Genomic DNA, 24,097 nt, shown 5'->3' with positions numbered 1-24,097 from the left:
GTGAATCCCGCGAAATGGTGCATCACCAACAACCGCACCTCCATCATCATCTTCCTGCTCATTGCGATGAGCGGGGTCATGACCTTTTTCTCCATCCCCAAGGATGAGGACCCGGACTTCACCATCCGCACGGCCGTCATCACCACGGTCTTTCCCGGTGCCTCGCCCAAACGCGTGGAGGAGCTGGTTACGGACAAGCTGGAGGAGCGCATCCGCGAGATAAGCGCGGTCAAGAATGTGGAGTCGCAGTCCATGAGCGGCTTCTCCATCGTCAAGGTGGAGTTTGAAGACCACATCAAGGACATGGACCCGTACTGGCAGAAGCTGCGCAACAAGGTGGACGACGCGGCCCCGGACCTGCCCGAGGAGGCCCAGACGCCCATCGTCAACGACGAGTTCGGCGACGTGTTCGGCATCGTGGTGGCCATCACCGGCGACGGCTTCAGCTACCGCGAGCTCAAGGACGCGGCCGACGACGTGCGCGACCAACTGCTCAAGGTGGACGGCGTGGGCAAAGTGGAACGGTGGGGCGTTCAGGCCGAGCGTATCTTCGTGGACTTCACCAACTCGCGCATGGCCGCTGCCGGGGTTTCCCCCTTTGCCCTGGCCCAAATGATCGACCACCAGAACACCATCCAGCCCAGCGGCTCCAGCCTGCTCGGTCCGGAACGCATCATCATTGAACCGACCGGCGAGTTCAACGGCGTGGAAGACATCCACTCCATCGCCATTCGCCCCCCGAACCAGAAGACTTCCGTCCGGCTGGCGGACGTGACCAATATCTCACGCGGGTTCGCGGACCCGCCCTCCACCATGACCCGCTACAACGGCAAGCCCGGGCTGATCCTGGCCGTGTCCATGGCGGACGGCGGCAACATCACCGAGCTGGGCAAGCGCATTACCAAGAAGCTGAACGAAATCCGCTCCAACCTCTACATAGGCCTGGACGCGGACGTCCTGGTCTTCCAGCCCGACTACGTCAATACAGCCATCCGGGATTTCATGATAAACCTCCTGGAATCCTTCGGCTTCGTCGTGGTCATCATTCTGGCCTTCGCAGGCCTGCGCACCGGACTCATCGCCGGTTCGCTGGTGCCCATGGCCATGCTCGGCTGCATCGCGCTCATGCCCTCCTTCGGCGTGGGACTCCAGCGCATTTCCATTGCCTCACTCATCATTTCGCTTGGTATTCTGGTGGACAACGGCGTGGTGGTCTCGGAGTCGATCCTCGTCCGCCTCGCCTCGGGCCAGGACCGGATGAAGGCCGTCACCGGCGCTGTCTCGGAGCTGTGGATGCCGCTGCTCGCCGCGTCCCTGACCACCATCTTCGCCTTTCTGCCCATTCCCCTGGCCGACAAGCCGGTGGGCGAGTTCTGCCAGTCCCTGTTCATCGTGGTCTCGCTGACCCTGGGCTGCTCCTGGGCCCTTTCCATGACCATGGTGCCCATGCTCTGCTACTATCTGCTCAAGCCCAAGGTGGTGGTGCAGACATACGCCAGCCGCCTCTACCGCATCTACCGCTCCATGCTGGTCTGGAGCCTGAAACACCGAACCGTTTTCGTGGGCGGCATGGTCCTCTGCTGCGTGGTTTCCATGTGGGCCTTCCAGTTCGTGCCCAAGCTCTTCTTCCCGCCCAATGAGCGCGCCCAGTTCACCATTGATTTCTGGCAGCCCTACGGCACGGACATCACCGCCACCACCCGCAGGGTGGAACGGCTGGAAAAGGTCCTGCTGGCAGACAAGGAAGTAGAATCCGTCGGCGATTTCGTGGGCCATGGGGGACCTCGCTGGTACCTGCCCCTCAACCTGGAGCAGAAGAACGACAACCTAGCCACGTTCATCGTCAACACCAAGTCCATTGAAGCCGTGGACCGCGTCATCGCCCGCGCCCGCGATGCCATGGACGAGCGGTTCCCGGACGCCGACTACTCCATGAACAAACTGATGAACGGACCGCCCGTGGGCGCCAAGCTCCAGATACGCCTCTCCGGGCCGGACATCGCCACGCTCTACACCGAGCGGGACAAGATAGCCGCCATTGTCAAAAAACAGCCGGGCATCGAACGCGTATGGGACGACTGGGGCCAGTGGACCAAGAAACTGCTGGTGAACGTCAATCAGGACAAGGCGCGGGAGGTCGGGCTCTCCAGTTTCGACGTGGCCATCTCTCTCCAGACCGCCATGAGCGGCCTGCACGCCTCGGACTACCGCGATGGCGACACCATCATCCCCATCCTGCTGCGCAACGACGAAGGGTACCGGGGACGGCTGGACAAGCTCGACTCCCTCAACGTGTACTCCTACGATACGGGCAAGAGCGTCCCCCTGAGCCAGATAGCCACCACCAAGTTCGACTGGCAGCCCTCAGACATCCGTCGCCGCGACCAGACCCGGACCATCACCATCAAAGCGGACGTGGCGGAAGGCTACTATGCCTTGTCCATCCTCAAAGACATCCGGCCCGAGGTCGCCAAACTTACCGAATCGCCGGACTGGCCCCTGGGTTACACTGTGGAATACGGCGGCGAATTCGAGAAGTCCCAGGAGTCGCAGGAGGCCATCAACGCCAATATGCCGCTGGCCATGGGCCTGCTGGTGCTGGTGCTCGTCTTCCAGTTCAACTCCGTCAGGCGGCCCATCATCATCCTGCTCACCCTGCCGCCCATGATGATCGGCATCTCAAGCGGCATGATTCTGACCAACGCGCCCTTCGGATTCATGGCCATGCTCGGCATGATTTCCCTGCTCGGCATCATAGTGAACAACGCCATCATGCTCATCGACAGGATAGAAATACTGCGCAACCGGTCCATGGATACCCGCAACGCCATTGTGGTGGCCGCCCTGGAACGCGCCCGGCCCATCATCATGACCGCCACCACGACCATCATCGGCATGGTCCCGCTCTCCCTGCAGGGCGGCGAAATGTGGCGGCCCATGGCCAACCTCATCATGTCCGGCCTCTCCGTGGCCACGGTCCTTACCCTGATCCTCTGCCCGGTCCTCTACGCCATTTTCTTCCGGCAGAAGTTCAAGGACTACAGTTGGGACCCCGCCATACTGGAACAGGCGGACGACACCAAACAACTATGACGAAAAGGCCGTCGGAGATCACTCCGACGGCCTTTGTTTTCACCGTCTCTCCATGGATGGGCCACTGCTCCCCACTCCATTCTCCCATTCCCCTGGACGCAGCGGCTGGCCGCCAAAAGCCTCGCTCCTGCCACCCGGCTTGGAATAATTGTTGCTTAATCGGGATGGGGCAACCGAATTATCGACTTCTTTTTACAATGCATGGAAAACGACCTGCGCCACGCCCTGGAGCCGAGATTACTCTATCTGTAATCAGCCCATCATCAACACTCAGGACGGCCGTATCGACGGATTCGAGGCACTCGTCCGCTGGCAGCACCCGGAACATGAGAACATCCCGCCAGGCGGATTCATTCCCTTGGCCGAGGAAACCGGGCTGATCGTTCCGCTCGGCAACTTCGTCATCAAGGAAGCCTGCCGACAACTGGGCAAGTGGCGCAAGGCTCTGCCCAGGCGCATTCTGGCCATGAGCGTCAACCTTTCAAGCCGCCAGCTCTACCAGAAAAACCTGGTGGAACTTATCGATAGCTGTCTGGAAAAGGACGCCATAGAACCGCACCTGCTCAAGCTGGAAATCACCGAAAGCGTGGTCATACTCAACGCCAGGGACACCATGGAGAAGCTGTTCCAGCTGAAACGGCTGGGTGTCCAACTCGTCATCGACGACTTCGGGACCGGGTACAGTTCCCTGTCCTATCTACAGAAGTTCCCCATTGATCCGCTGAAAATCGACAGCTCCTTCATCAACGGGAGTGATGACAGCCCGGCGATCAAGAACCCGTCCAAAAATATTGAAATCGTCAAGGCCATCATCAGCCTGGCGCGGAGCCTGAATCTCTCGGTGGAGACCGAGGGCGTGGAGAAATCCGAACAGTTCGGCTACCTCATGCAGGCGGAATACGATGAAATGCAGGGCTACATGTTCCACCGCCCCCTGCCTGCCTGCGAGGCGTTTGCCCTGATTTCCGATAACGCGGGACAGGAGGATGACGCGGCAAAGGCATAGCCCGTTTGCATCCTTGCAAAGAAAACGTCCACAAGGCACGTGTTCTTGCAATTATGCGCCGGGGATACTATGAATTTACGGCGTAGTCGGGCTTGGACCACCCCGGCGACGAGGCTGTCCCGGCCGCATCCTACAAGCGCTTTTGGAGATTCCACAGCATGGGCAAGCAGAAACAACCCATATACCGCATCAATCTCAGACCATACCGCATTCTGACCTTCCCGCTGTTGCTGCCGGTGGCTCTCCTGCTCGCCCTGTTCAACAAGCTGTCGCCGATTCCCTTCAAGATCTACCCCATCAGGGTGGACCGTGTGGGCCAGATGGCCTCTTCCAACGAGGAATATCTCTGCGAACTCGACCACGGTCTTCACCCCAGGGAGTTTCGCGTCTTCGTCTACCGGGACAGGCCGAGCAACGGCGCCCTGCTCGAACTCCTCAAGCGGGCCATGCCCATCCACCAGATATTCCTGCCGCTTTTCGACATCTGCCACAAGCTGGGCGGCCTGGGCGTCAGCTCCATGTACGTGCACAAGGTTTCGGGCAACGACCCCAAGGGCTTGGCCCGTTTCCACCCCGGTCACCTGAGCCTGTCGGAAGCGGAAAAAGCCGAGGGGGAACGACAATGTGCCGAATTGGGCATTGCCCCGGGTACGCCCATCGTCCCCGTCATGTCGCGGGACAACGCCTATCTGCAAAAGATTCAGGAGCCCACGGCGCTCGACACCTACCGCAACGTGGAAATCGACTCCTACATTCCGGCCATGGAGATGCTTGCCAATACCCACGCCGTGGTTCGCATGGGAACCGCCGTGACCGGCAAGCTGCCCACTTCCCATCCGGGCATCATCGACTACAGTCTTTCCGGCAAACGAACCGAATTGCTGGATGTATATCTTTCGGCCGCCTGCCGGTTTTTCCTGTCGTGCGGAACCGGACTGGATTCCATCACCGTATGCAGCTTCAGGAAGCCGGTATTGTACGTCCACTCCATCCCTCCGGCGGATGTGCCGTTCTTCAAACCCAATACCATGGTGGCCCTGAAAAAATACTGGCACACAAAGGAAGAGCGATATCTCAGCCTCAGTGAACTATTCAGCCGAAAGTTGGCCAAAATGGTCAACGCTTCCGACCTTTCGCCCCACGACATAGTGGTCCACGATTGCACCCCGGAGGAAGTGACGGAAGCGGTACGCGAAATGACCGCCCGCCTGGACGGCTCCTGGGTAGAGACGGATGAGGACAAAACGTTGCAGGAACGGTTCCGCGATATTCTGGAGCAGGGTACAGGCATCCGTTACCAGGGTCACATGAGCGCCTATAGCCTGCGAACCTACCCCTTCTGGGCCGAGTAGATCCCCCAATGGATAAAAAGGCCCGGCCATCACAATGATGACCGGGCCTTTTCCTGTGTCATATAAATAAGGCCGCGTTACTTTTCGTAGCGCTTATCGTACAGGCCTCGGTCCCAGGAGCCCAACCGGTCGAGACGGTTGTAGTGGCTGGTGGTGGCCGACTCGCGAATCAGGATATCGCCTTCGGTCCGCTCCCGCATCTCGTAACCGGCCCAGGCCTCGCAATCGGCACAAAGGGCGACCTTGCTGAACTCGCCGGCCTCATGCTGCGCCCGAAAAGCGTTGAACGCCTTGCCGTGCCAGATTTCTCGCCAGTCCTGCTCGAAGACGTTGCCGATCACATAATCGCTCTGGGCATCCAGACAGCAAATGACGGCGTCGCCCTCATGGTTGACCGTCAGGGTATCGTAAAGATAACCGCAGGGAATCCGCTTGGGCAGGTCGATGTGCCGCTGTGTCGAATTCTGATCCAGCCGTTCGTTGACGCGGACGGCGTCCACATACTGGGTCCAGTGAGCAATAAATTCGTCACGATGGAACTCGTTGGCCTCCTGCATCAGGAAGGAAACGCCGATGCGCGGCGCGGACCGCGCCCCTCGGGCCTTGAGCAGACGATGCACGGCGGCGTGCAATTCGTCGAGCTTGGAAGTGCCGCGAGCCTTTTGCAGGACATCCGGGGAGTGCGCGTCCACGCTGATGAACACGGACTCCACCTCCAAGGCCACCATCAGTTCGGCAAGCTTGTCCGTCAACAAAAAGCCGTTGGTGTTGATATTGACGGCGAACCCGCGTTCCTTCATCGCTGTCAGATACTTGTCGAACTCGGGCAGCATCAGCGGCTCGGCCCATGTGGCCGGACCGATCGAAGGCTTGGGGGAATCGAACCGGTCGAGCAGTGCGACCATGCTGTCGTAGTCCATGGTTCCCTTGCGGACCTTCATCGTGCTCGACGGCGAATGCACGTAACACATGGGGCACTTGAGGTTGCAATATCCTTCCTGCAGGGCCAGCAGCAGCCGTTGCGGCTGATCCGGTACATGGAAACTCATGGCGTTCTCCTTATGCGACGCTCCCCTCTCTGGGAGCGCCATTCTTGTCTGAAACTAAATTTTTCGTATAACCTTTGCAGGGTTACCCGCCACCAGAGTGTGCGGAGGAACATCCTTGGTCACCACGCTGCCAGCGCCCACCAGGGCACCCTCACCTATGGTGATGCCGCACAGGATGGTGCAGCCGCTGCCGATAGCCGCCCGGCTCTCGATGACCGTGGGCACGACCTCGGTATCCGCTGCATTGAACGGTCTGCCGTCATCAAAAACGGCCTTGGGAAACAGGTCGTTGGTAAACATGACGCCGTGCCCGATGAATGCCTCGTCTTTGACGATGACGCCGGTGCACAGAAAGCAATGGCTGGAGACCTTGACCCGAGCGCCTATTTCCACCCCGGGCTGAATCTCCACAAACCCGCCGATGACAGAGTCATCGCCGATACGGCATTTGCCGTAGATATTGACAAAATCATAGATGCGCACGTCGGTGCCGATGACAGCCTCTTCCGAGACCACGGAAAACTTGCCTTGCATGCGCTCCTCCGGCGGGTCAGCCCGCGAGTTCCTTTTGTACCTGCCGCAACGTGTCCACGATGTAGTCCACGTCGTCCTTACTGAAATTCTCGTGGAACAGCAGGTTGAAGCTGCCCGCCCGGAAGGCTGCGGCATTCGGCGTCTTGTCGTTGCCCGATATGGAATCGGCCAGCCAGGGCCAGTCCTGAAGCGTGAACCGATAGTCGGGGTTCAACCAGATACCGCGTTCGGCCAACGCGTCGGTATATTGGAATTTGGTCATGCCCAAAGCCGCCTCGTCCACAACAACGGTCAGAAAGAAGTAGGACGGAACGCCCCCATCCACAGGCAGATGGGCGCGGAGGCCGGGCACAGTCGCCAGTCCTTCGGCCAGCATGTCCGCCACGTGCTGCCGCTGTTCAATGATTACCGGAAGCCGCTTGAGCGTGCTCCGGCCGATGGCGCAGGCCACTTCGTTCTGATTGAAATTCAGCCCGGCGAACAGCGAACGGGCCGGGTCCTTGGGATTGAAATCCTCGGCAAAGAAATCCTTACCCCGGTCCGCAATGGAACGAATACGGCGATAGCCCGACTCTTCCTTGGCGTACACCAGTCCGCCACATCCGCCGGAGGCATGATTCTTGGAGAACATGGTGGAGAAGGCGCTGATATCGCCGAAAGAGCCGACCTTGCGGCCCCGGTAGCTGGCCCCGTGGGCCTGGGAGCAATCCTCCAGCACCTTTACGCCCCGTGCGCGGGCGATCTCCATGATCTCTTCCATCCGGGCCGGGAAACCGCCGAGATGGGTGATAAGCGCGCCTTTGGTATTTGGTGTCAACGCCGCCTCGAATTCTTCGGGGCCAACATTGAAGGTGCCGGGTTCGGCATCGGCCAAGGTCAGGCTATGCCCCAAAAACAACGCCGGAGTGACGCCGCCCGGATCGGTGACGGGCGAGACCAGTACCTCGCTCCCCTTGGGCAGGTCCAGCGCGGCCAGCCCCACCAGAATGGAGACCGTACCGGTGCAGACAGCGTCGGCGTATCCGCCACCCATGAAGGCACAGAAATCGTCGGCATAGGCCTTCTCGAAATCGCCCTGGTAGCCGAAATCTCGGCCCTGCTCCCAGGCGTGCTCGAACACTTCCCGGACAGCGTCCAGTTCTGCCTCGCCAAAGAGGTTGCGTGGCGGCATCTTGCGCATGGCGGCTCCCCTATACGAATCCGAGGTGATCGAGATCGGTGCCGAAGTACTCGTGCAGCATCTTGTTGCGCGAGTTGGCGACACAGTGGTTCTTGCAGATCTTCGAGGGATTGATGCGGAAGAACTTTTCCTTGTCGTTCATCCAGAAATCCTTGAAGCGCACGTCCTTGATGCTGCCGATGAGGCCTTCGTCCAAATTGTAGGCCTTGTCCTGGCAGGAGTAGACATTCTGGTCCGCACCGATAACCGGCCGAATCTGAAGGAACGGGCACCAGGAGTAATCCTTGTCGAAACAGTCGTCCTCCAGATGGTAGGCGTCGAAGATCTCGAAGCCCGGCTCGCCAAGTTCTTCCTGCACCCGGGCGACCTGCTCCCGCGCCTGGTCAAAGAACGTGTCGTGGTAAGCGTTATTTTTGGCACCGTCATTGTCGATAATACAGGCGGATATCTTGAGATTGTCCACGCCCGCATCCTTGAGTCGGCTGGCCGCTTCAAAAACGTGGCCCACGTTGGTCTTGTCCACCACGTAATTCACGCCCAGATGGCAGGGCCCGTCGAACTTCTTGAAGTTGCGGATGTTGCTCAGGATTCTGTCATACTCGCCGTCCGGGCAACCGCGATAGTTGGTATAGCTGGCATTGTCCCAGCCATCCATGGAGATGCGTACCCAGGAGCCGTTCAGGGCAAAGAACTCGGCCACCTCTCCCTTGAGAAGCGCGCCGTTGGTCAGCGTGGCAAACTTGACCGGCGAGCTGGCCAGACGGCGCAGCACCTCGGCCATGTGCGGGTAGAAAAGGGGCTCGCCGCCGCCGCTGAAGGTTATGGCCTTCACGCCCATATTGATGATGTCGTCCACGATCTCCAGCATCTTCTCTCTGGGGATGGAGTCCGAGATGTTCATATCCTTGCCCAGCTGCAAATCCTTGGCGCGGTAGGCACAGTAGGCGCAGCTATGATTGCAGGCGTTGATAGGCTTGATGCGGATATGCAGCGGAGGCTGGATTTCGGGGTTCTCCAGCGGCAAGGAATCTATTTTGTCCTTGAAGTGGAAGACCTTCATCATGGAATATTTGTTGCCCATCGTTGTACTCCTATACAAAATAGATAAATTCGTAGTCGCCGGTGTATCCGAACTCTTTGAAGAGCCACTCCCACGCCTGCTTGCCGAAAAACGACTCGCAGGTCAGGGCCCAGCATTGCAGATTGAACTGTTCCTGCTCGTTGCGGTAGCTCTCCATGCAGACATACCCCTGCCGCCCCACGCGCTCGATCTCGCCGAGAGCGGTCTTGAGATCGAAGATTTCCAGGTTGTGCAGGGAATTGATGGAGATGACCAGATCGAACTCGTTATCCTCGAAGGGATACGGCTCCTGGGCCTTGTGCAGGAACAGCCTGTCGCGGATCGGCTCCATGGCGTCGTTCAGTCCGTGCCGGGAGATATCGAAACCGCGCACGTCCATGCCCAGCAAATGCAGCTCGTACAGCAGGTACGCCTTGCCGCAGCCCACATCCAGAATCTTGGCGCCGGGTTTCAGACCGTAGGCGTTTATCAGGGCCTCGGCCACCGGAGTCCAGTAGCCCGCCCGGTACGAATACCCGCCATAGCCGTAGCGCCGGTCGCCGTCCCAATAGTCCGACTCATACTCCTTGGCCTTGAGCATGCAGTGGACCTTATCGTCCATCATGCGTGGCAGGTACTCCCGGCTGGTGGACGTGTGCTTCGGGGTAACAAAATTCCGCAGCTGGCCCATTACTTCTCCAGCAGGGAAACCACAGTGGCCACCAGCGGTTCGGGCCAGATGCCGTACCGTTCCATGATCTGGTTCTGAGTGCCGTAGTGGTCCGGGAACACGTCCGGAATACCCACCCGCTTGAAGGGACGGTAGACCCCGGCCTCCATCATGGTTTCGGCCACGCCGCTGCCCAGTCCGCCCATGATGGTGTGTTCCTCCACCGCAACCACGGCGCGGACTTCTCCGGCCGCCTTCAGCAGGGCTTCGGTATCCATGGGTTTGACCGTGGGCAAGTGCAGGATGCGGGTGCTGATGCCCCGCGCCTCCAGCAGTTCGGCGGCCTCCAGGCAGACGCGCAGGCCGATGCCCGTGGTGACCAGCAGAACATCGCTGCCCTCGCCATACACCTCGCCCTTGCCAATGACAAAGGGACGGTCGGGATCGGAAACAATGGGATCGTACCCCTTGGCCAGCCGAATATAAATGGGGTGCGGCCAGTCCACCGAAACCCGCATGAACCGTTCCATCTCCTCGGCATCGGCCGGGCAGACAATGGTCATGTTGGGCAGGGAGCGCATCAGGGCGATGTCCTCTATGGCCAGATGGGTGGACCCGAGCGGGGCATAGACCACGCCGCCGCCGTTGCCGATGAGCCGCACCGGCAGATCATGCAGGCACAGGTCCATGGACACCTGCTCCAGGGCGCGGCGGACAATGAACGTGGCGATGGTGTTGACGTAGGGGATGCGCCCTTCCAGCGCCATGCCCGCGGCCATGCCGATGACGTTCTGCTCGCTGATGCCCTCCATGAAAAACTGGTCGGGCAACTCCTGGCGGAAGGAGTCGAGGGTCTTGAATCCCAGATCGGAACCGATGAAAACTACACGCTCGTCCTTCTGGGCGAGTTCCTGAACCATGTCGAGGCATTTCTTGCGCATGATTATCCTTCCAGGCAGCGCCGCATGGCGGTGATATCGTCGGCCGGGAGCTTGCTCTTGTGGTGCCAGGCCGGATTATTCTCGGCGAATTGGATACCCTTGCCCTTGACCGTGTCGCAGATAACGGCGGAGGGCCGCCCGGGCACGAAGGGAGCGGCGGAGAGCACGGCCTTCAGGGCGTCCACGTCATGGCCGTTGACCGTCACGCAGTGGAACCCGAATGCCTCCCACTTGTCAGCAAAGGGCTCAAGCTCCTGCACGGCGCTCGTCTGGCCATAGGATTGATATTTGTTGTAGTCGACCATGGCGACCAGGTTGTCCAGGCCGCGCTTGCCCGCGCTCATGGCCGCTTCCCACACGGAACCCTCGTTGCACTCGCCGTCGCCCATGACCACGAAGACACGGTTCTTCCGCCCCCGAACCTTGGCATCCAGTGCCATGCCCACGCCAACGGGCAGACCGTGGCCGAGGGCGCCTGTGGAGACCTCGACACCGGGAATTTTGGTGGCGCAGGGATGTCCGCCGAGCAGGCCGTTGCAGGCGCAGAACTCGGTCAGCTTGCCCTTGGGAAAGAACCCCTTGTCAGCCAGCATGACATACTGGGCCAGGCAGCCGTGCCCCTTGCTCAGGATGCAGCGGTCGCGCTCGCTCCAGTCCGGCCGTTTCGGATCGAAACGAAGGATGTCGTCGTAGAGCACCCGCATGATTTCGATGAGTGACATGGACGAGCCGATGTGTCCGCGCTCCGCGCACTCCAGGGTGTCCACCACCATTTCGCGCAGTTGAATGGAGCGCGCATCTAGGGGCTGGGCCTCAGACGCTTCGTGTCTTTTGCGTATGGATTCGATCACGCTTTCCACCATTGGGACGCATTCGGCAGCGGATGCGCCTTTGTATTGTAGTCGTTACCTTTTGGTCGTGAAATACTGGGGGAACACCGGGCATCTTCTGTGGGGGACAGGCTCCCGTCTGGCGTGTCCTTGCACGGGGGTCCTCGCAGCGGAGGCGGGTATTCGGCCCGGAAGCATCACGCCATGGGCTTTTCCTGCATTTTTCCCGGCTTCCCGATCAAGGCCCGGAACAATACGGACCGCTCACGGAAGAGCCTTTCGCAGTCACCCTCCACTCGCCTGAAGAATCGAAGAAAAACAAGAAGCTGCTTCGGTCTCCGACTAGGAAGGCAGGGTTCAATATCCCTTTACGAAAGCGGGTTGTTAGTACCAAACATCAATATAATGTGCAACAAGGGCCAGGACAAGAAGTCCTTTGCAAAACAAAACCGAAACGAAGTACAAAAGGAGCAATCATCGCATTCTGTTGTCCGCGATGGTTTTTTCAATCCCCTTCTCGTCAACGATCTCCCGAACAGCGGGCTCTGCCTTGGCCAAGGACTCAAGCATCTTAGCAGCTCCGACAGGACGGACGTGGATCATATCAATGAAGTCCGAGTTGGTAAGTCCAAGCCTATGCGGATTGACATAGGAATGGACGTTGTAGCGTTCGGTCAAATCCTGTTCCAGCTCCCAAATGTAATGACTCTTTCCGGTCCTTGCCAGGTAATCATAATAGTCAGGAAGAATGGGAGTAAGAAAAACGATGACTGGTATCCCCATGTCCCTAATTCGTTGCACCTCATCAAAAATGATGGATACGGCTTTCGGATTATAGTGGTCTCCATACAAATAGGAACTTGGCTGAGCATCAATCTTTGCTATGCCGACCGTATCAAAATGGCTGATTTCATCAGGCGGTTGCTCCATCTGACGGCCATAGCGAGAAGAGCCGTCACGAAAGAATCCGCCATCCTGCATGATCGCCCTGAATCCGATCCGTTGCATCCCATACGAGGTGGCTGCAGAGCGTTCTCTCCAACTGTTATACAGTCTTTTGAGATTTATTTTATCCTGAGAATAATAGTGGATGGGAGAAAAAAGTTTTTGGTAGGTGATCTCATCCCCTGAGGAAGAGGAGACTGTGTCCTGAATCTTGTCGATGTCTTCCATGAACCACCAGTGATCCACCGAAAGCAGAATCATTTTCGGACGGGGCTGCTTCGACTCCACCATGCGCAGGAACTGGCGGGTAGTATAGACGTTATTGGCCGCCAGTCCACAATTCGCCATGCGCTTGGTGAAATAGCTCTGTGTAAAATAAAGCACCTTGGAAGATCCCAACACCAGGATTTCAGGTTTGATATCCTCGTACACCAGCTTCTTGTAGCTGATGTAGTCATTATTGAAGGCGCTGCCGTAGAGTGATTTGCCGTCCTTCTTCAGTTCGGCGATAACCTCTCTGTAGGACATGTCCTCTCCGGCAAGATGGACAAGACCGTAATTGATCGACAGGAAGGCTCCTCCCAGGACCACAACGGCTATGAAGGCGAAAAAGAATGCTTTCATTTTAAAACTCGAAGTAGAGATAGGAGGACTGGCCGTTGACGAGCATGGCGACAAAGGCAACCGCAAAGAGCACGCCGCACAGTAGACCCGCGAGGGCCTGCACCCGGCTGGAGGTGATGGCTGGCAGTCCCTGTTCCGTTTTGTACAGCGGCGTTGCGGGCTGGTAGGCGTCCAACCATTGATAGAGATTGGGCAGCACCCAGACCACTACTAGCAGCAGCCCCATGTACAATTCAGCGCGAGAGGTTGGAATAAACCGCAGCTTCGATCCCGTACTGGAAAACATGGCCTTGATGATGGTCCAGGCCGTCTCGATCGTATCGCTGCGAAAGACAACCCAGCAGAGCGTGGTAAAAAGAAAAGTAAGTAGCGTGGCCGCCAACCGATCGGCGACCCGAAGCACGGTCCCCGCTCCCTCCCGCAACCGGAAGCCATAAGCCGCCCACAGCTTGTAGACACACAGGGCCAGTCCGTGGGCCACGCCCCAAATGATGAAGCTCCACCCCGCACCGTGCCACAGTCCACACAAGGCCATGACAACCATCATGTTTACCAGCGTACGGGGCAGCCCTCTGCGACTCCCGCCCAGCGGGAAATAGATATATTTCCGCAGAAAATATCCCAGGGAGATGTGCCAGCGACGCCAGAAGTCGGCAATATTCCTGGATTTATACGGAGAAAAGAAGTTGATGGGGATGCGGATATTGAAGAGATTGGCGATGCCCACGGCCATGTCCGAGTAGCCGGAAAAATCGAAGTAGAGCTGCAGCGTATAGCAGATAGCAGCCCGCCACGCCTGGCCAGTATCTGGAACGCCACCTTTGGCGACCGCGTCAAAGATGGGGTCCGAAAACATAGCAATGTGGTCTGCCAGCAACACTTTCTTAAACAGACCGACGGAAAAGAAAATCAGGAACAGATAGAGTCCCTTTTGGCTCAGGCGGTGCGGTTTCCCCCGCAACTGCGGAATAATGTCGTGATGGTACAGTATCGGCCCGGCCACCAGATGGGGGAAATACGTGATGGTCGCCCCGTACTCCCCCAGCGAAATGTTGTCGATCTCGCGCCGATAGACGTCCACGAGAAAGGCGATGGAAGTGAACGTGTAAAAGGAGAGCCCAATGGGAATGGTCCGGGCCTGCACAGGCTGAAGGTCCACAAGAAAGCCCAGATTCGCCATCAAAAAATGGGTGTATTTGTAGTACCCGAGTACCCCCAGACAAAAGGCGATCCCGGCGAGCAGTTGCAGGAGCCGGAGCCGTCTGTCCGAGGTCCGCAGCATCCACTGCCCCAGGGTGAACATGACGGCAATGTTTGAAAGTAGGATGCCCAGGTACTCGACTTTCCAGAAGGAATAGAAGAAGAGCGACGCAATGGTCAGCAGATATATCTGCGCCCGCACACCCCATCGGCCGGCCAGCAGGAAAAAAGCCACGGCCAGTGGAAGAAAGGCAAAAAGAAAGACGGGCGAGTTAAACAGCATCCCAACTCCGGATGAGGCAACGCGTCCCGCGGCCCTGCCGAAGGTGGAGTCCAGTGCGTCGTCATGGTTTCTTCCGGCGGCGCGGCCGTGCTTGGCGGCTCTCCGCCTATACGGCAGCCAGTCCGAAGCCTAAATAAAATTCACATGCGCCCCGGGGTGCTTCAGCTCCCACAGGTAGCGGTTGACCTCGTCCATGCGGCAGTTGACGCGGCAGGAACTGGAATCGAACTTTTCGTTGAACCACTTCATGGCTTCGGTGCGCTTCTCGCCTTCCCAGATTTCCCGGAAGGTCTGGTCGTTGATGTTGCCGTAGTTGAAGCGGTCGTCATTCAGGAACATGGAGCAGCCCCAGACCGTGCCGCCCGCGTCCATGTAGGCCCAGAACGGCAGGCCCAGACAGCGGTTGTAGGAATGGTCCTTGGCCTGCCACTTGTCGATGGCGTGCAGGCGCAGCAGCGGCTGGAACGTGGGGGTGGCGGTTTTGGCCAGTTCCTCGCCCAGGTTCTCCAGGTGGGAATAGTCCACGTCCTTATAGCCCTGGCACAGGGATTTGGGATGGTGGGAGTACGGCTTGACCACAAGGTAGTCGAGTCCGATGTCCCGCGCCTTTTCCGCCAGGCCGACAACCTCGTGCTGGGTCTCGGGCAGCAGCAGAATCTGCATTCCGAGGGTGCAGGCATAGCCGTGCTTGGCGCGCAGCTTGACCGCGGCCTCCATGTTCTCCAGCACCTTGTTGAAATCCGAAGCCTTGGTCCGGTGAATCTTGGCGTAGCTCTCCGGCGTTCCCGCGTTGCAGCTCGCCTTGATCCAGGTCGTGTGCTCCAGAATCTGCTCGGCAATCTCCGGCTTCATCAGCGAGGCATTGGTGGTGAAGGCCTGGTCAATACCCACGGATTTGCCGTAGCGCACAATTTCGGCCATGTCCTTGTGCAAGAACGGCTCGCCCTCGCCCGCGTGCATGATGGACTTCACGCCGAGTTCGGCCATTTCCTTCAGGCGCACTTTGAGCACCTCGGTATCCAGGAAACGGGGCTTGTACTCCATGAAGTCCTTGCCGCAGAACACGCAGCGGTTGTTGCATGCCCCGGAAGGGCTGATCTCCATGTAGATGGGGTAGGTGTTTTCCCCCTCGAGCCAATTGGAAACCCGCTCGGGGTGAAACATGAGCTTGTGACTGTCGATGCGGAATTTGTCTGCCATGGATGATGCCTTACTCGGAAAAAAGGTCGATGAGGTGGTGGAGCAGCACGGCGTGGCCGGACTCGGCCATGCCATAGGCGTCCGCCGGTAAATGGAAATTCAGGTCGCCCAGGCCGCGCATGGTGTTGTCGGGCGACATGGCGGTTACGGTCACGGCCCGTCCGCCCAGGCTACGCGCCAGCTTGACCGCCTCCACCGCATTGGGCGAATTGCCCGAACTGGAGATGGCGATAAGCACTTCCTTCTCCACCATGCGCTGGCGTAGCGGATAGGCAAAGCACTGGTCGTAGCCCATGTCGTTGCCCGTGGCGGTGATCAGGGCGCAATCGGTGAAGACTTCAGTCGGCACTTGACCCATTTTGGCTAGGTCTGCGGAAAAATGGCTGGCCATGGAGGCGCTGGCCCCGTTGCCCACAAAGTAGACGCGGCGCTTGTCCTTCCGGCAGTCGGCAATCCAGCCTTTCAGCAGGTCGAACGCGGCGTCGGCGGGAACGAAGTTGCCCTGCCCGTCGGTGACGGCCATGGCCTGCAACGCCGAGATCACGCTTTCAATGGAATGTGTCCAATTCATAATCTGTCAGCCTGTCCGTCCGGGTGTTTGGCCTTTATGCGGCTGTCCGCAATGGGATGCTCGTGTATAGAAGCTTTCACCACCTGCGTCAACGACGCCTCCGAAAACCATGCCCTGCTCTATTTCATGAGCGAGGTCACATGTTTCAGAATCGCCTGCCGGGTAACCGGAACCTTGTTGCCTATGATACCCACGGCAATGGAACCGGCGATGTTGCCGAGAAAACCGACCATCTCCGGCGGCGTCTTCAGGCAAGCGGCCAGCGAGGCCACGGCAAAAAACGCGTCACCGGAACCGACCTTGTCCAGCACCTTGTCGGCAAAGGCGGGGATGAGCAGCCCGAGGCTTTCGGTCTGGATGTAGGACCCCTTCTTGCCGCGCGTCACGGCCACCATACCGGCCCCGACTCTTTCACGTACCACAGTGGTCAGCGAGGTCACGCCGCTCTGCTTGTCGCGCGTGTCCAGCCGCACTTCCGGCTCGGCAAGGCTGACGAAATCGCAGCGGTCATAGCTGGAAATGGTGTGGAAGCCGCGGTTGCCCGCATTGGCCTGGGTATTGACGGCCAGAAACGGCGCAGCGGCCAGTTCCTGGCGGCACTGCGCGCTGATGGCCCCGTGCCCGAAATCGGCCGCCAGAGTCAGATCGCTCTTTTGCGCGCTCTCTATGACGGCCGCGCGGAATTCCTCGTCGCGCGCCCTGTCCAGGCCGGAGTCGTCCATGTGGTAAATTTCGAAAAGCTTGGTGAAGGTATCGCCTTCAAGGTACCGCCGCTTGCGGATGGTGGGCGCGTCCTTCTGGTAGGCGAAGTACGGGACCACGTTCTCCAACAGATGCTCCCGCACGAATTCTTCCTGCGTGTCCTTCTCCCCCAGCACGGTGAAGAGGCGAACCTCCCCGGCCAACTGGGCCAGATGGTTGGCAATGGCCAGGACCCCACCCGCGAACAGATCACCATCCATGTGGCTGAAGGCCATGACCGGTGCCTTGGAGGATGACCCGAGGGGGGAGCAGTACTGGTAATCGTCCAGAATGGTATCGCCGACCACGGTCACGGTGATCTCGCGCATCCGGGCCAGGAGTTCGTCTATTTCCTTTATGTCATACCGGGAGCGGAATATCTCCAGGTACTCCTTAACCTCGTCGGGAAAGGAGGAAAGAAAGCGATTGATCAGGTTGGTGGAGCTAAACACGATTTCCCGGGTCAGCTTGAGTTCGGTGCCGATCTCCTTGCAGACCTCGGCCTCGCGCTGGAGCTTGCCGGTCGGGTCGGCCTCGATGCTCTTGAAGTCCGCCCCCTTGACGTAGACGTCGGGCTTGACCTTGCGCAGCAGCTCCTCGGCCGTGGGCCATTCGTTCAGCGCCACATAGTCCACCACGTCCTGAGAGGCCACGCCTTCCGCGCGCAACGCCTCGGGAAAAGCGGGCCGGTGCGGCCCCTTGTCCACATACCGATCCGGCGAAACCGTGACCACGAGCACATCGGCCCATCCTGCGGCCTGACGGAAGTAGCGGATATGTCCGATATGGAGCAGATCAAAGACCCCGTGACACAGGGCAACCCGTTTTCCGTTGGCACGAAGATCGGCAACGATATCGGCCAACTCGTCGATATTCTTTATCTTGTGTTCGATTTCCATATATATGCTTCAGTAAAATACGTTATGAAAGCGAGGCGCTGACGCCACGCGGCAAATGCCGGAAGCGATATGAATATCCACCTTTATGCGTAATTGCAATTCCCGGATAACTCATGGCCGGGACATCGACCGATTCGGCAGGACAGGCCCGGCGTACCTGCAAAAAGGTAGACTTTTGAAAAGAGCTATGCTGATATCCGCGAACCTGATGTGGGACCCTGGGTATTGAAGGTGGGATACTACTGACGATATGCATGACAACCGGGGCGCAAGCCACCGGTGGTTCCAACGGACCGGGGGTCCGTTTCAGGGCATTCGGGAGGCAGGCTACAGCCGGGGTATGCACACATCCGACGGCACTCCGCCAAGGCGGGGCCGCTGGTGTTCTTGTCACTTTCGGAGGACGGATTCCATCCGTTTTCCGCATGTTTTATCCGCAGCCGCTTCCTTCTATATATAGCTTTTGCCTGGCCGAAGTCCGGTTGCCGTATCTGAATCGGCGACTGCGCAGCGACCTTGGCAGTAATCTCTGGATGTGGAGAGTTGGTTCATGTTGAATCTCAAACAAGGGAAAACGATTTTCGCGGCGTTCCTGGCCGCAGCATTCATGATGGTGGCGGTTTCCGCCCAGGCTTCCGGTTTCAAACGCGAATACAAGATGCAGGTAACGGTAGGCCCGAAGCTCTACTGGGGTGTCGGCGCAGCCAAGTTTGCCGAGTTGGTCAAGGAAAAGACCAACGGCCAGATCAACGTAAAGCCCTACTTCAGTTCGTCCCTGCTCAAGGGCGCGCAGCTCAAGAGCTCGCAGATGGTAGCCAAGGGCGTCATTGATTGCGCCATCGATTCCACCATCAATATCAGCCCGGTCATTCCCGAGGCCAATATTTTCCACCTTCCCTTTTTCCTCAACACCTTCGAGAACCTGGACAAGGTAAAAAACGGCAAGGCCGGTGAGGCCGTGTTCAAGGCCATGGAAGCCAAGCGGCTCCAACCTCTGGCTTGGGCCGAAAACGGCTTCCGCCAGCTGACCGACTCCAAGCTCCTGGTCAAGACTCCCGCCGACATGAAAGGACTGCGCATCCGCGTGGTGGGCAATCCGCTGTTCATCGACACCTTCCGCCAGCTCGGCGCCGACCCGGTCAACATGAACTGGGGCGATGCCGTTGCCGGATTCCAGCAGGGCGTTGTGGACGGCCAGGAAAACCCCATGGGCGTGCTCGTGCCCATCCAGATCTACCAGTACCACAAGTACGCAACCCTGTGGAACTACCTGGTTGATCCGCTCATCATCTACTGGAACCAACGCGAGTGGAAAGCCTTCCCCAAAGACATCCAGGACGCCATCATGGCCGCCGCCAAGGAAGCCGGACGTTTCGAAATCGCACTGAGCCGCGCCGGTCTGGACGACGGCACTTCCCTCAAGATCCTCAAGGACGAATTCCACTACGAAATGGAAGTCCCGGATCCCATCGCCTTCCTTGAATCCAAGGGCATGGAAATTCATCAGCTAACTCCCGAGGAGGAGCAGGCCTTCATCGAGGCCACTCGTCCCGTCTACGACAAGTGGATCAAGGAGATCGGTCCCGAGGTCTACGAAAAGGCCAAGCAAGACCTGGGTCTCTAATCCCCCCTTTGCAGACGATAGAAATCTGCCCCGGAAGCATCGCTTCCGGGGCGGTCCTGTTACGCACGCCGTCTCTTGGCGTCCGAACCGTGGAGTAAGCAGTTGAAAAAATTATTGTTCGGCTTTCGCCTCGACCATTGGCTGGTGGCTATCTGCATGGCCGTCATGGTGGTGATCGCCTTCATCAATGTCCTGAGCCGATACATCTTCCATTTTTCCCTGGCCGCCACCGAGGAAATCACCATCAACCTGTTCGTCTGGATGACCGTCATCGGCATCGGCCTCGCCTTCGAGCGCAGCGGACACTTGGGCATGGTGACATTCTTCCACAGATTCCCCAGGCGCATGCAGAAAATATCGATCCTTATCTACTCCCTGCTGGCCGCCGGGCTGTTCCTGGTGCTCGACTGGTACATGATCCAGGCTATCTATGACGAGATCACCCTGTTCCAGGCCCGGTCCGCGTCCCTGAATATCCCGGTCTGGATCTACTACGCCGGGCTGCCGATCTTTTCCGTCTTCGTCTTTCGCGGTATCTACCGCGATGCCCGGGCGCGTCTGAGCGACGGGAAGAAGGAGGCCTAGCAGTGGAATTCATCATCATCCTGGCCCTGTTCCTGGTGCTCATGTTCCTGGGGGCGCCCATCGGCACGTCCCTGGGTGTCTCTGCCGTGGCCGCCATCATGTATTTTGACCTGGGCGCTGAGATGCTCGGCGTCAACTTCGCCTCTGGCATCGCCTCGTTCCCGCTGCTGGCCATCCCGTTCTTTGTCCTGGCCGGTGTCATTCTGGAGCGGGCGGGCATAGCCGCCCACATCGCCGGGTTCTTCGAACTGCTGGTGGGCCGGGCCACCGGCGGCCTGTCCATCGTGGCCGTGCTCACCTGCATGTTCTGGGGCGCCATGTCCGGTTCCGGACCGGCCACCACAGCCGCCGTGGGCATGATCCTGCTCACCCCCATGCTCAAGAACGGCTACGGCCGGGCCTTTGCAGGAGCGACCATTGCCAACGCATCGGACCTGTCCATCATCATCCCGCCGTCCATCGCCTTCATCATCTACGGCAACATCACCTCGGTTTCGGTCTCGGCCCTGTTCGTGGCCGGGATCATCCCCGGCCTCCTCACCGGCCTCGCCACCATGCTCGTGGCCTGGTACATCTCCTACCGTCGGGGCTACCGGGGTATCAATTGCCGTGGCTGCGCGTCCGAGCTGCTCACCGCCCTGCGCAAGTCGTTCTGGGCGCTCATGGCCCCGGTCGTCATTCTTGGCGGTATCTACACCGGCATCTTCACGCCCACCGAGGCGGCCGTTGTCGCGGTGTTCTACAGCCTGTTCGTAGCCGTGATCATCTACAGGTCCATCGGTTGGCGCGACATGGTGGAAATTCTCGTGGACTCGGCCATAACCAGCTCGGTCATCATGTTCATCGTCGCCTTTGCGGGCATCTTCACCTGGGCGGCCTCGGTCACGGGCGTCATCGACACCCTGGCCGGGTTCATCATCAAGATCTCGCCCAACGCCGTTGTCATGATTATCCTGGTCAACGTGCTCCTCTTCGTGCTGGGCATGATCCTCGACGCCATATCCATCTCCTACCTGATCATGCCCATCCTCCTCCCGGTGCTGTCCGCATTCCACGTGGACCCGGTCTTCTACGGCGTCATCTTCATCTCCGCCCTGGCCATCGGCCAGGCCACCCCGCCGGTGGGCGTCAACCTCTTCACCGCCGCCAACCTGGCCCGGTGCGAAGTGGACGAGATCGCCAAGGAGGCCATCCCCTACGTGGCCATGGACTTCGTGGTCCTGGTCATCATCTCGCTCATCCCGGCCCTCTCCCTCTACCTGCCCCAATGGGCCGGGCTCTACACGCCATAAAAACACTGCGCCGCTCCGAAAATTCGAAGCGGCGCAGCTTTTTCAGTCAGCCTGTATGAGAAATAATAAACACCAATATCCTTTATTTCAGCAAGGTTCTCATCTCGGATAAATCGCCCCGCCGTTTAAGCCGCAGCACAGAAACGGCCTGGAAACAGGCCGAAAGCCATCACTCCACCCGAATAGCCTCCCCAAGCGACCGCCAATCCTGCAAAAGCCGCTTGCTGTTCCCCGAAGTCACAATGCCCCTCCTTCCCCCCCCTTGTCACAGGTTCCATAACGTACTTAAAAGATAACGCATTACTTATTTTTAGCGCAAAGTTGCTCAAAATTTTCTCATAGCTTATGGTCCCTTCCTGTCTGTTCGGCCCAGCGTAAAACTTCGCTTTGGCCGCATCCTTCTCCAATACGGAGCAACAGATATACTAAAAAAGGACGAATCCATTTACCAATGACTTCACATATTCCATTCAACCTGAGCCCGGCCGGGTCCGCATCCGGCAGACACGCGCAACGCCGTGTTTTGCTGTTCTGGACATTCCTGGCGCTGCTCATGACGGTTACCCCGGCATGGGCCGACAAAGAGGATTCCTTTTCCCGCAAAACAGTGGTGGAAAAGGCCCGGCAACTAAGCAAGACCGCGTTCGCCCCGGAAACGGGACAGGTTCCGAAAGCCCTGCTCGACCTCAACTACGACGCGTGGCGGGACATTCGCTTCCGCCCGGAAAAGGCGCTATGGAAGGATGAAAAACTGCCCTTTCAGTTGCAATTCTTCCATCCGGGCCTGTTTTACGACAAGGTTGTTCCCATCCACATCGTCACCAAGGGGAAGTCGGAACGCCTCCCCTTCGACACGAAGTTGTTCGATTACGGGTCCAACCACACGCTGCCCGAACAGATTCCCTCTGATTTCGGCTTTGCGGGCTTTCGCATACACGGCCCCATCAACACCTCAAAATACTTCGATGAAATTGCTGTCTTTCTCGGCGCCAGCTATTTTCGCGCCGTAGCCAAAGGACAGGTGTACGGCCTCTCCGCCCGAGGACTGGCCATAGACACCGCCATGCCGAACGGCGAGGAATTCCCCTATTTCCGTGAATTCTGGGTCGAAAAGCCCACGCGAAAAAGCACCAGTCTGAAAGTACATGCCCTGCTCGACAGCAAGAGCTGCACCGGGGCCTACACGTTCGTCATCCGCGGCGGCAAAACCACGACCATGGATGTGACGGCGACCCTGTTCCTGCGCATTCCCGTGGAAAAGATCGGCATAGCCCCGCTGACAAGCATGTTCCTGTTCGGCGAAAACACCGATGACCGCAAGGTGCGCGACTTCCGCCCCGAGGTCCACGACTCGGACGGCCTGCTCATAAAGCAGGACAGCGGGGAATGGTTCTGGCGGCCGCTGGACAATCCCGAGAATCTGGAAAGCAATGCCTTTCGGGCAGACAATGTCCGGGGATTCGGACTGCTGCAACGGGACCACGACTTCAACAACTATCAGGACCTGGAGGCTAACCAGGAACGCAGACCAAGCCTGTGGGTGGAGCCGGAGGGCAACTGGGGCCGGGGCCACGTGGAATTGATCACCATACCGTCCGACAAGGAAATTCACGACAACATAGTGGCTTTCTGGCACCCGGAAGACACACTGCCCCTCGGCGTGGCGCAAACGTACAAATACCGCCTGCAATGGTACGCAGGCAGGTTCACGCATCCTCCGCTTGGCTACGTGGAGGCAACCCGCTCCGGCGATGCGGAAAACGGCGGTAAGCGCTTCGTCATCGACTTCAACAGCAAGTCGCTCAACCTGCTGCGCCGGGAGAGCCCTCTTGAAGGCGTGGTGACCTGCGGTTCGGGGGCTGTTGTTTCCGAACAGCACGTGGAGAAAAATCCCCACACTGGTGGCTGGCGACTTTCCTTTGTGATCCGGTCCGAAGAAAAGCCCTCGGCTCTGGACAAGGTGCTGCCCAGCCGCAAACCACCCATCGACATCCGTGCCTTCCTGCGGCTCAACGACACCACGCTGACGGAAACCTGGAACTATGCCTACCACCCCTGAGCACAGGCGGACCGACATGGATGACCGGCGCGAACAGACAGCCCGCTGTCTGGTGGACTACCTGGAGCAACTGCCCCTGAGCACGGAGCGACGCCTGGAACTGGCTCTCTCCGTGCTACGCGCCCTGCCTGCGGACGCCTCCGCCGGGCAGGCCCTGAGGGAGTTGCACAACAGGTTGCCGGAATTGACGCAGGAGGCATTTCCCCCGAGCCATCCGCCCATCCATCGGGGCCACATGCCCGCCCAGTATCTCGGCCGTCCGCGCACGGGCCTTTCGGGCTTCCTCGCCCAATGGGGCTGGCTGCCCCTTGTCGTCCTGCTGCTGGTGGCCGCCCTGCTGCTGAACCATTATTTCTAAA

General features: G+C 58.8%; 20 protein-coding genes. 8 read left to right on the top strand and 12 right to left on the bottom strand.

The genetic code is table 11. The features are described from left to right. The 3 genes from ACI0FG_RS00750 (at position 1) to ACI0FG_RS00740 (ending at position 5,451) form a co-directional block, all read left to right on the top strand. Positions 1-3,093 carry an efflux RND transporter permease subunit gene (locus tag ACI0FG_RS00750; RefSeq protein WP_419786645.1) on the top strand — a complete coding sequence of 1,031 codons (3,093 nt, stop codon included), beginning with the start codon at positions 1-3 and terminating at the stop codon, positions 3,091-3,093. A gap of 151 nt (positions 3,094-3,244) precedes the next feature. Then, positions 3,245-4,099, top strand: coding sequence for a putative bifunctional diguanylate cyclase/phosphodiesterase (locus ACI0FG_RS00745; RefSeq protein WP_419786644.1), 855 nt, complete (start codon positions 3,245-3,247; stop codon positions 4,097-4,099). 158 nt (positions 4,100-4,257) lie between these two features. Beyond that, the gene (locus ACI0FG_RS00740) at positions 4,258-5,451 is read left to right on the top strand and encodes a TIGR04372 family glycosyltransferase (RefSeq protein WP_419786643.1); all 1,194 of its coding nucleotides are present in this window, start codon (positions 4,258-4,260) and stop codon (positions 5,449-5,451) included. Between the two features lie 77 nt (positions 5,452-5,528). Here the strand turns inward: ACI0FG_RS00740 and ACI0FG_RS00735 are convergent, their stop codons facing one another. The 12 genes from ACI0FG_RS00735 to ACI0FG_RS00680 form a co-directional block, all read right to left on the bottom strand. Beyond that, complete coding sequence (locus ACI0FG_RS00735; protein ID WP_419786642.1) at positions 5,529-6,500, bottom strand: radical SAM/SPASM domain-containing protein; 972 nt, start codon at positions 6,498-6,500, stop codon at positions 5,529-5,531. Positions 6,501-6,554: 54 nt separating this feature from the next. Further along, a complete protein-coding gene (locus ACI0FG_RS00730) occupies positions 6,555-7,034 on the bottom strand; it encodes an acyltransferase (protein WP_419786641.1) in 480 nt (159 codons plus the stop codon). Between the two features lie 16 nt (positions 7,035-7,050). Next, positions 7,051-8,214: a DegT/DnrJ/EryC1/StrS family aminotransferase gene (locus ACI0FG_RS00725; RefSeq protein ID WP_419786640.1), complete on the bottom strand. Its 1,164-nt coding sequence runs from the start codon at positions 8,212-8,214 to the stop codon at positions 7,051-7,053. A 10-nt stretch (positions 8,215-8,224) separates the two neighbouring features. Further along, positions 8,225-9,295: a radical SAM/SPASM domain-containing protein gene (locus tag ACI0FG_RS00720; RefSeq protein WP_419786639.1), complete on the bottom strand. Its 1,071-nt coding sequence runs from the start codon at positions 9,293-9,295 to the stop codon at positions 8,225-8,227. Between the two features lie 10 nt (positions 9,296-9,305). After that, the gene (locus ACI0FG_RS00715) at positions 9,306-9,965 is read right to left on the bottom strand and encodes a class I SAM-dependent methyltransferase (protein WP_419786638.1); all 660 of its coding nucleotides are present in this window, start codon (positions 9,963-9,965) and stop codon (positions 9,306-9,308) included. Then, on the bottom strand, positions 9,965-10,885 hold the full coding sequence (locus tag ACI0FG_RS00710; RefSeq protein WP_419786637.1) for a transketolase family protein: 921 nt from the start codon (positions 10,883-10,885) through the stop codon (positions 9,965-9,967). The genes ACI0FG_RS00715 and ACI0FG_RS00710 overlap by 1 nt, the downstream gene beginning before the upstream one ends. A 2-nt stretch (positions 10,886-10,887) precedes the next feature. Then, on the bottom strand, positions 10,888-11,736 hold the full coding sequence (locus ACI0FG_RS00705) for a transketolase (protein WP_419786636.1): 849 nt from the start codon (positions 11,734-11,736) through the stop codon (positions 10,888-10,890). Positions 11,737-12,189: 453 nt separating this feature from the next. Next, a complete protein-coding gene (locus ACI0FG_RS00700; protein ID WP_419786635.1) occupies positions 12,190-13,284 on the bottom strand; it encodes a hypothetical protein in 1,095 nt (364 codons plus the stop codon). Position 13,285: 1 nt separating this feature from the next. Further along, entirely contained in the window at positions 13,286-14,767 is a 1,482-nt protein-coding gene (locus ACI0FG_RS00695) for an MBOAT family O-acyltransferase (protein ID WP_419786634.1), read from the bottom strand. A 129-nt stretch (positions 14,768-14,896) separates the two neighbouring features. Continuing rightward, a complete protein-coding gene (locus ACI0FG_RS00690) occupies positions 14,897-15,967 on the bottom strand; it encodes a radical SAM protein (protein ID WP_419786633.1) in 1,071 nt (356 codons plus the stop codon). Between the two features lie 10 nt (positions 15,968-15,977). Further along, a complete protein-coding gene (locus ACI0FG_RS00685; protein ID WP_419786632.1) occupies positions 15,978-16,538 on the bottom strand; it encodes an SIS domain-containing protein in 561 nt (186 codons plus the stop codon). A gap of 119 nt (positions 16,539-16,657) precedes the next feature. After that, positions 16,658-18,178 (bottom strand): PfkB family carbohydrate kinase, encoded by a 1,521-nt coding sequence (locus ACI0FG_RS00680; protein ID WP_419786631.1) that lies wholly within the window; start codon positions 18,176-18,178, stop codon positions 16,658-16,660. Between the two features lie 550 nt (positions 18,179-18,728). On the opposite strand from ACI0FG_RS00680, the gene ACI0FG_RS00675 reads away from it, so the two are divergent. The 5 genes from ACI0FG_RS00675 to ACI0FG_RS00655 all read left to right on the top strand — a co-directional run bounded on the left by ACI0FG_RS00675 (position 18,729) and on the right by ACI0FG_RS00655 (position 24,096). After that, positions 18,729-19,802, top strand: a complete 1,074-nt coding sequence (locus ACI0FG_RS00675) for a DctP family TRAP transporter solute-binding subunit (protein WP_419786630.1) — start codon at positions 18,729-18,731, stop codon at positions 19,800-19,802. Between the two features lie 102 nt (positions 19,803-19,904). After that, positions 19,905-20,387 (top strand): TRAP transporter small permease, encoded by a 483-nt coding sequence (locus tag ACI0FG_RS00670; RefSeq protein WP_419786629.1) that lies wholly within the window; start codon positions 19,905-19,907, stop codon positions 20,385-20,387. A 2-nt stretch (positions 20,388-20,389) separates the two neighbouring features. Next, positions 20,390-21,679, top strand: coding sequence for a TRAP transporter large permease (locus ACI0FG_RS00665; protein ID WP_419786628.1), 1,290 nt, complete (start codon positions 20,390-20,392; stop codon positions 21,677-21,679). Positions 21,680-22,130: 451 nt separating this feature from the next. Beyond that, a complete protein-coding gene (locus ACI0FG_RS00660) occupies positions 22,131-23,738 on the top strand; it encodes a glucan biosynthesis protein (protein ID WP_419786627.1) in 1,608 nt (535 codons plus the stop codon). Continuing rightward, on the top strand, positions 23,722-24,096 hold the full coding sequence (locus ACI0FG_RS00655) for a hypothetical protein (RefSeq protein WP_419786626.1): 375 nt from the start codon (positions 23,722-23,724) through the stop codon (positions 24,094-24,096). Before ACI0FG_RS00660 ends, ACI0FG_RS00655 begins: the two co-directional genes overlap by 17 nt. The last annotated feature ends 1 nt before the right edge of the window (position 24,097 follow it).

The sequence above is a fragment of the Pseudodesulfovibrio sp. 7M6 genome, from assembly GCF_050058625.1.
Lineage (GTDB): Bacteria > Desulfobacterota > Desulfovibrionia > Desulfovibrionales > Desulfovibrionaceae > Pseudodesulfovibrio > Pseudodesulfovibrio salinus.
This window is presented reverse-complemented; position numbering and strand designations above follow the sequence as displayed.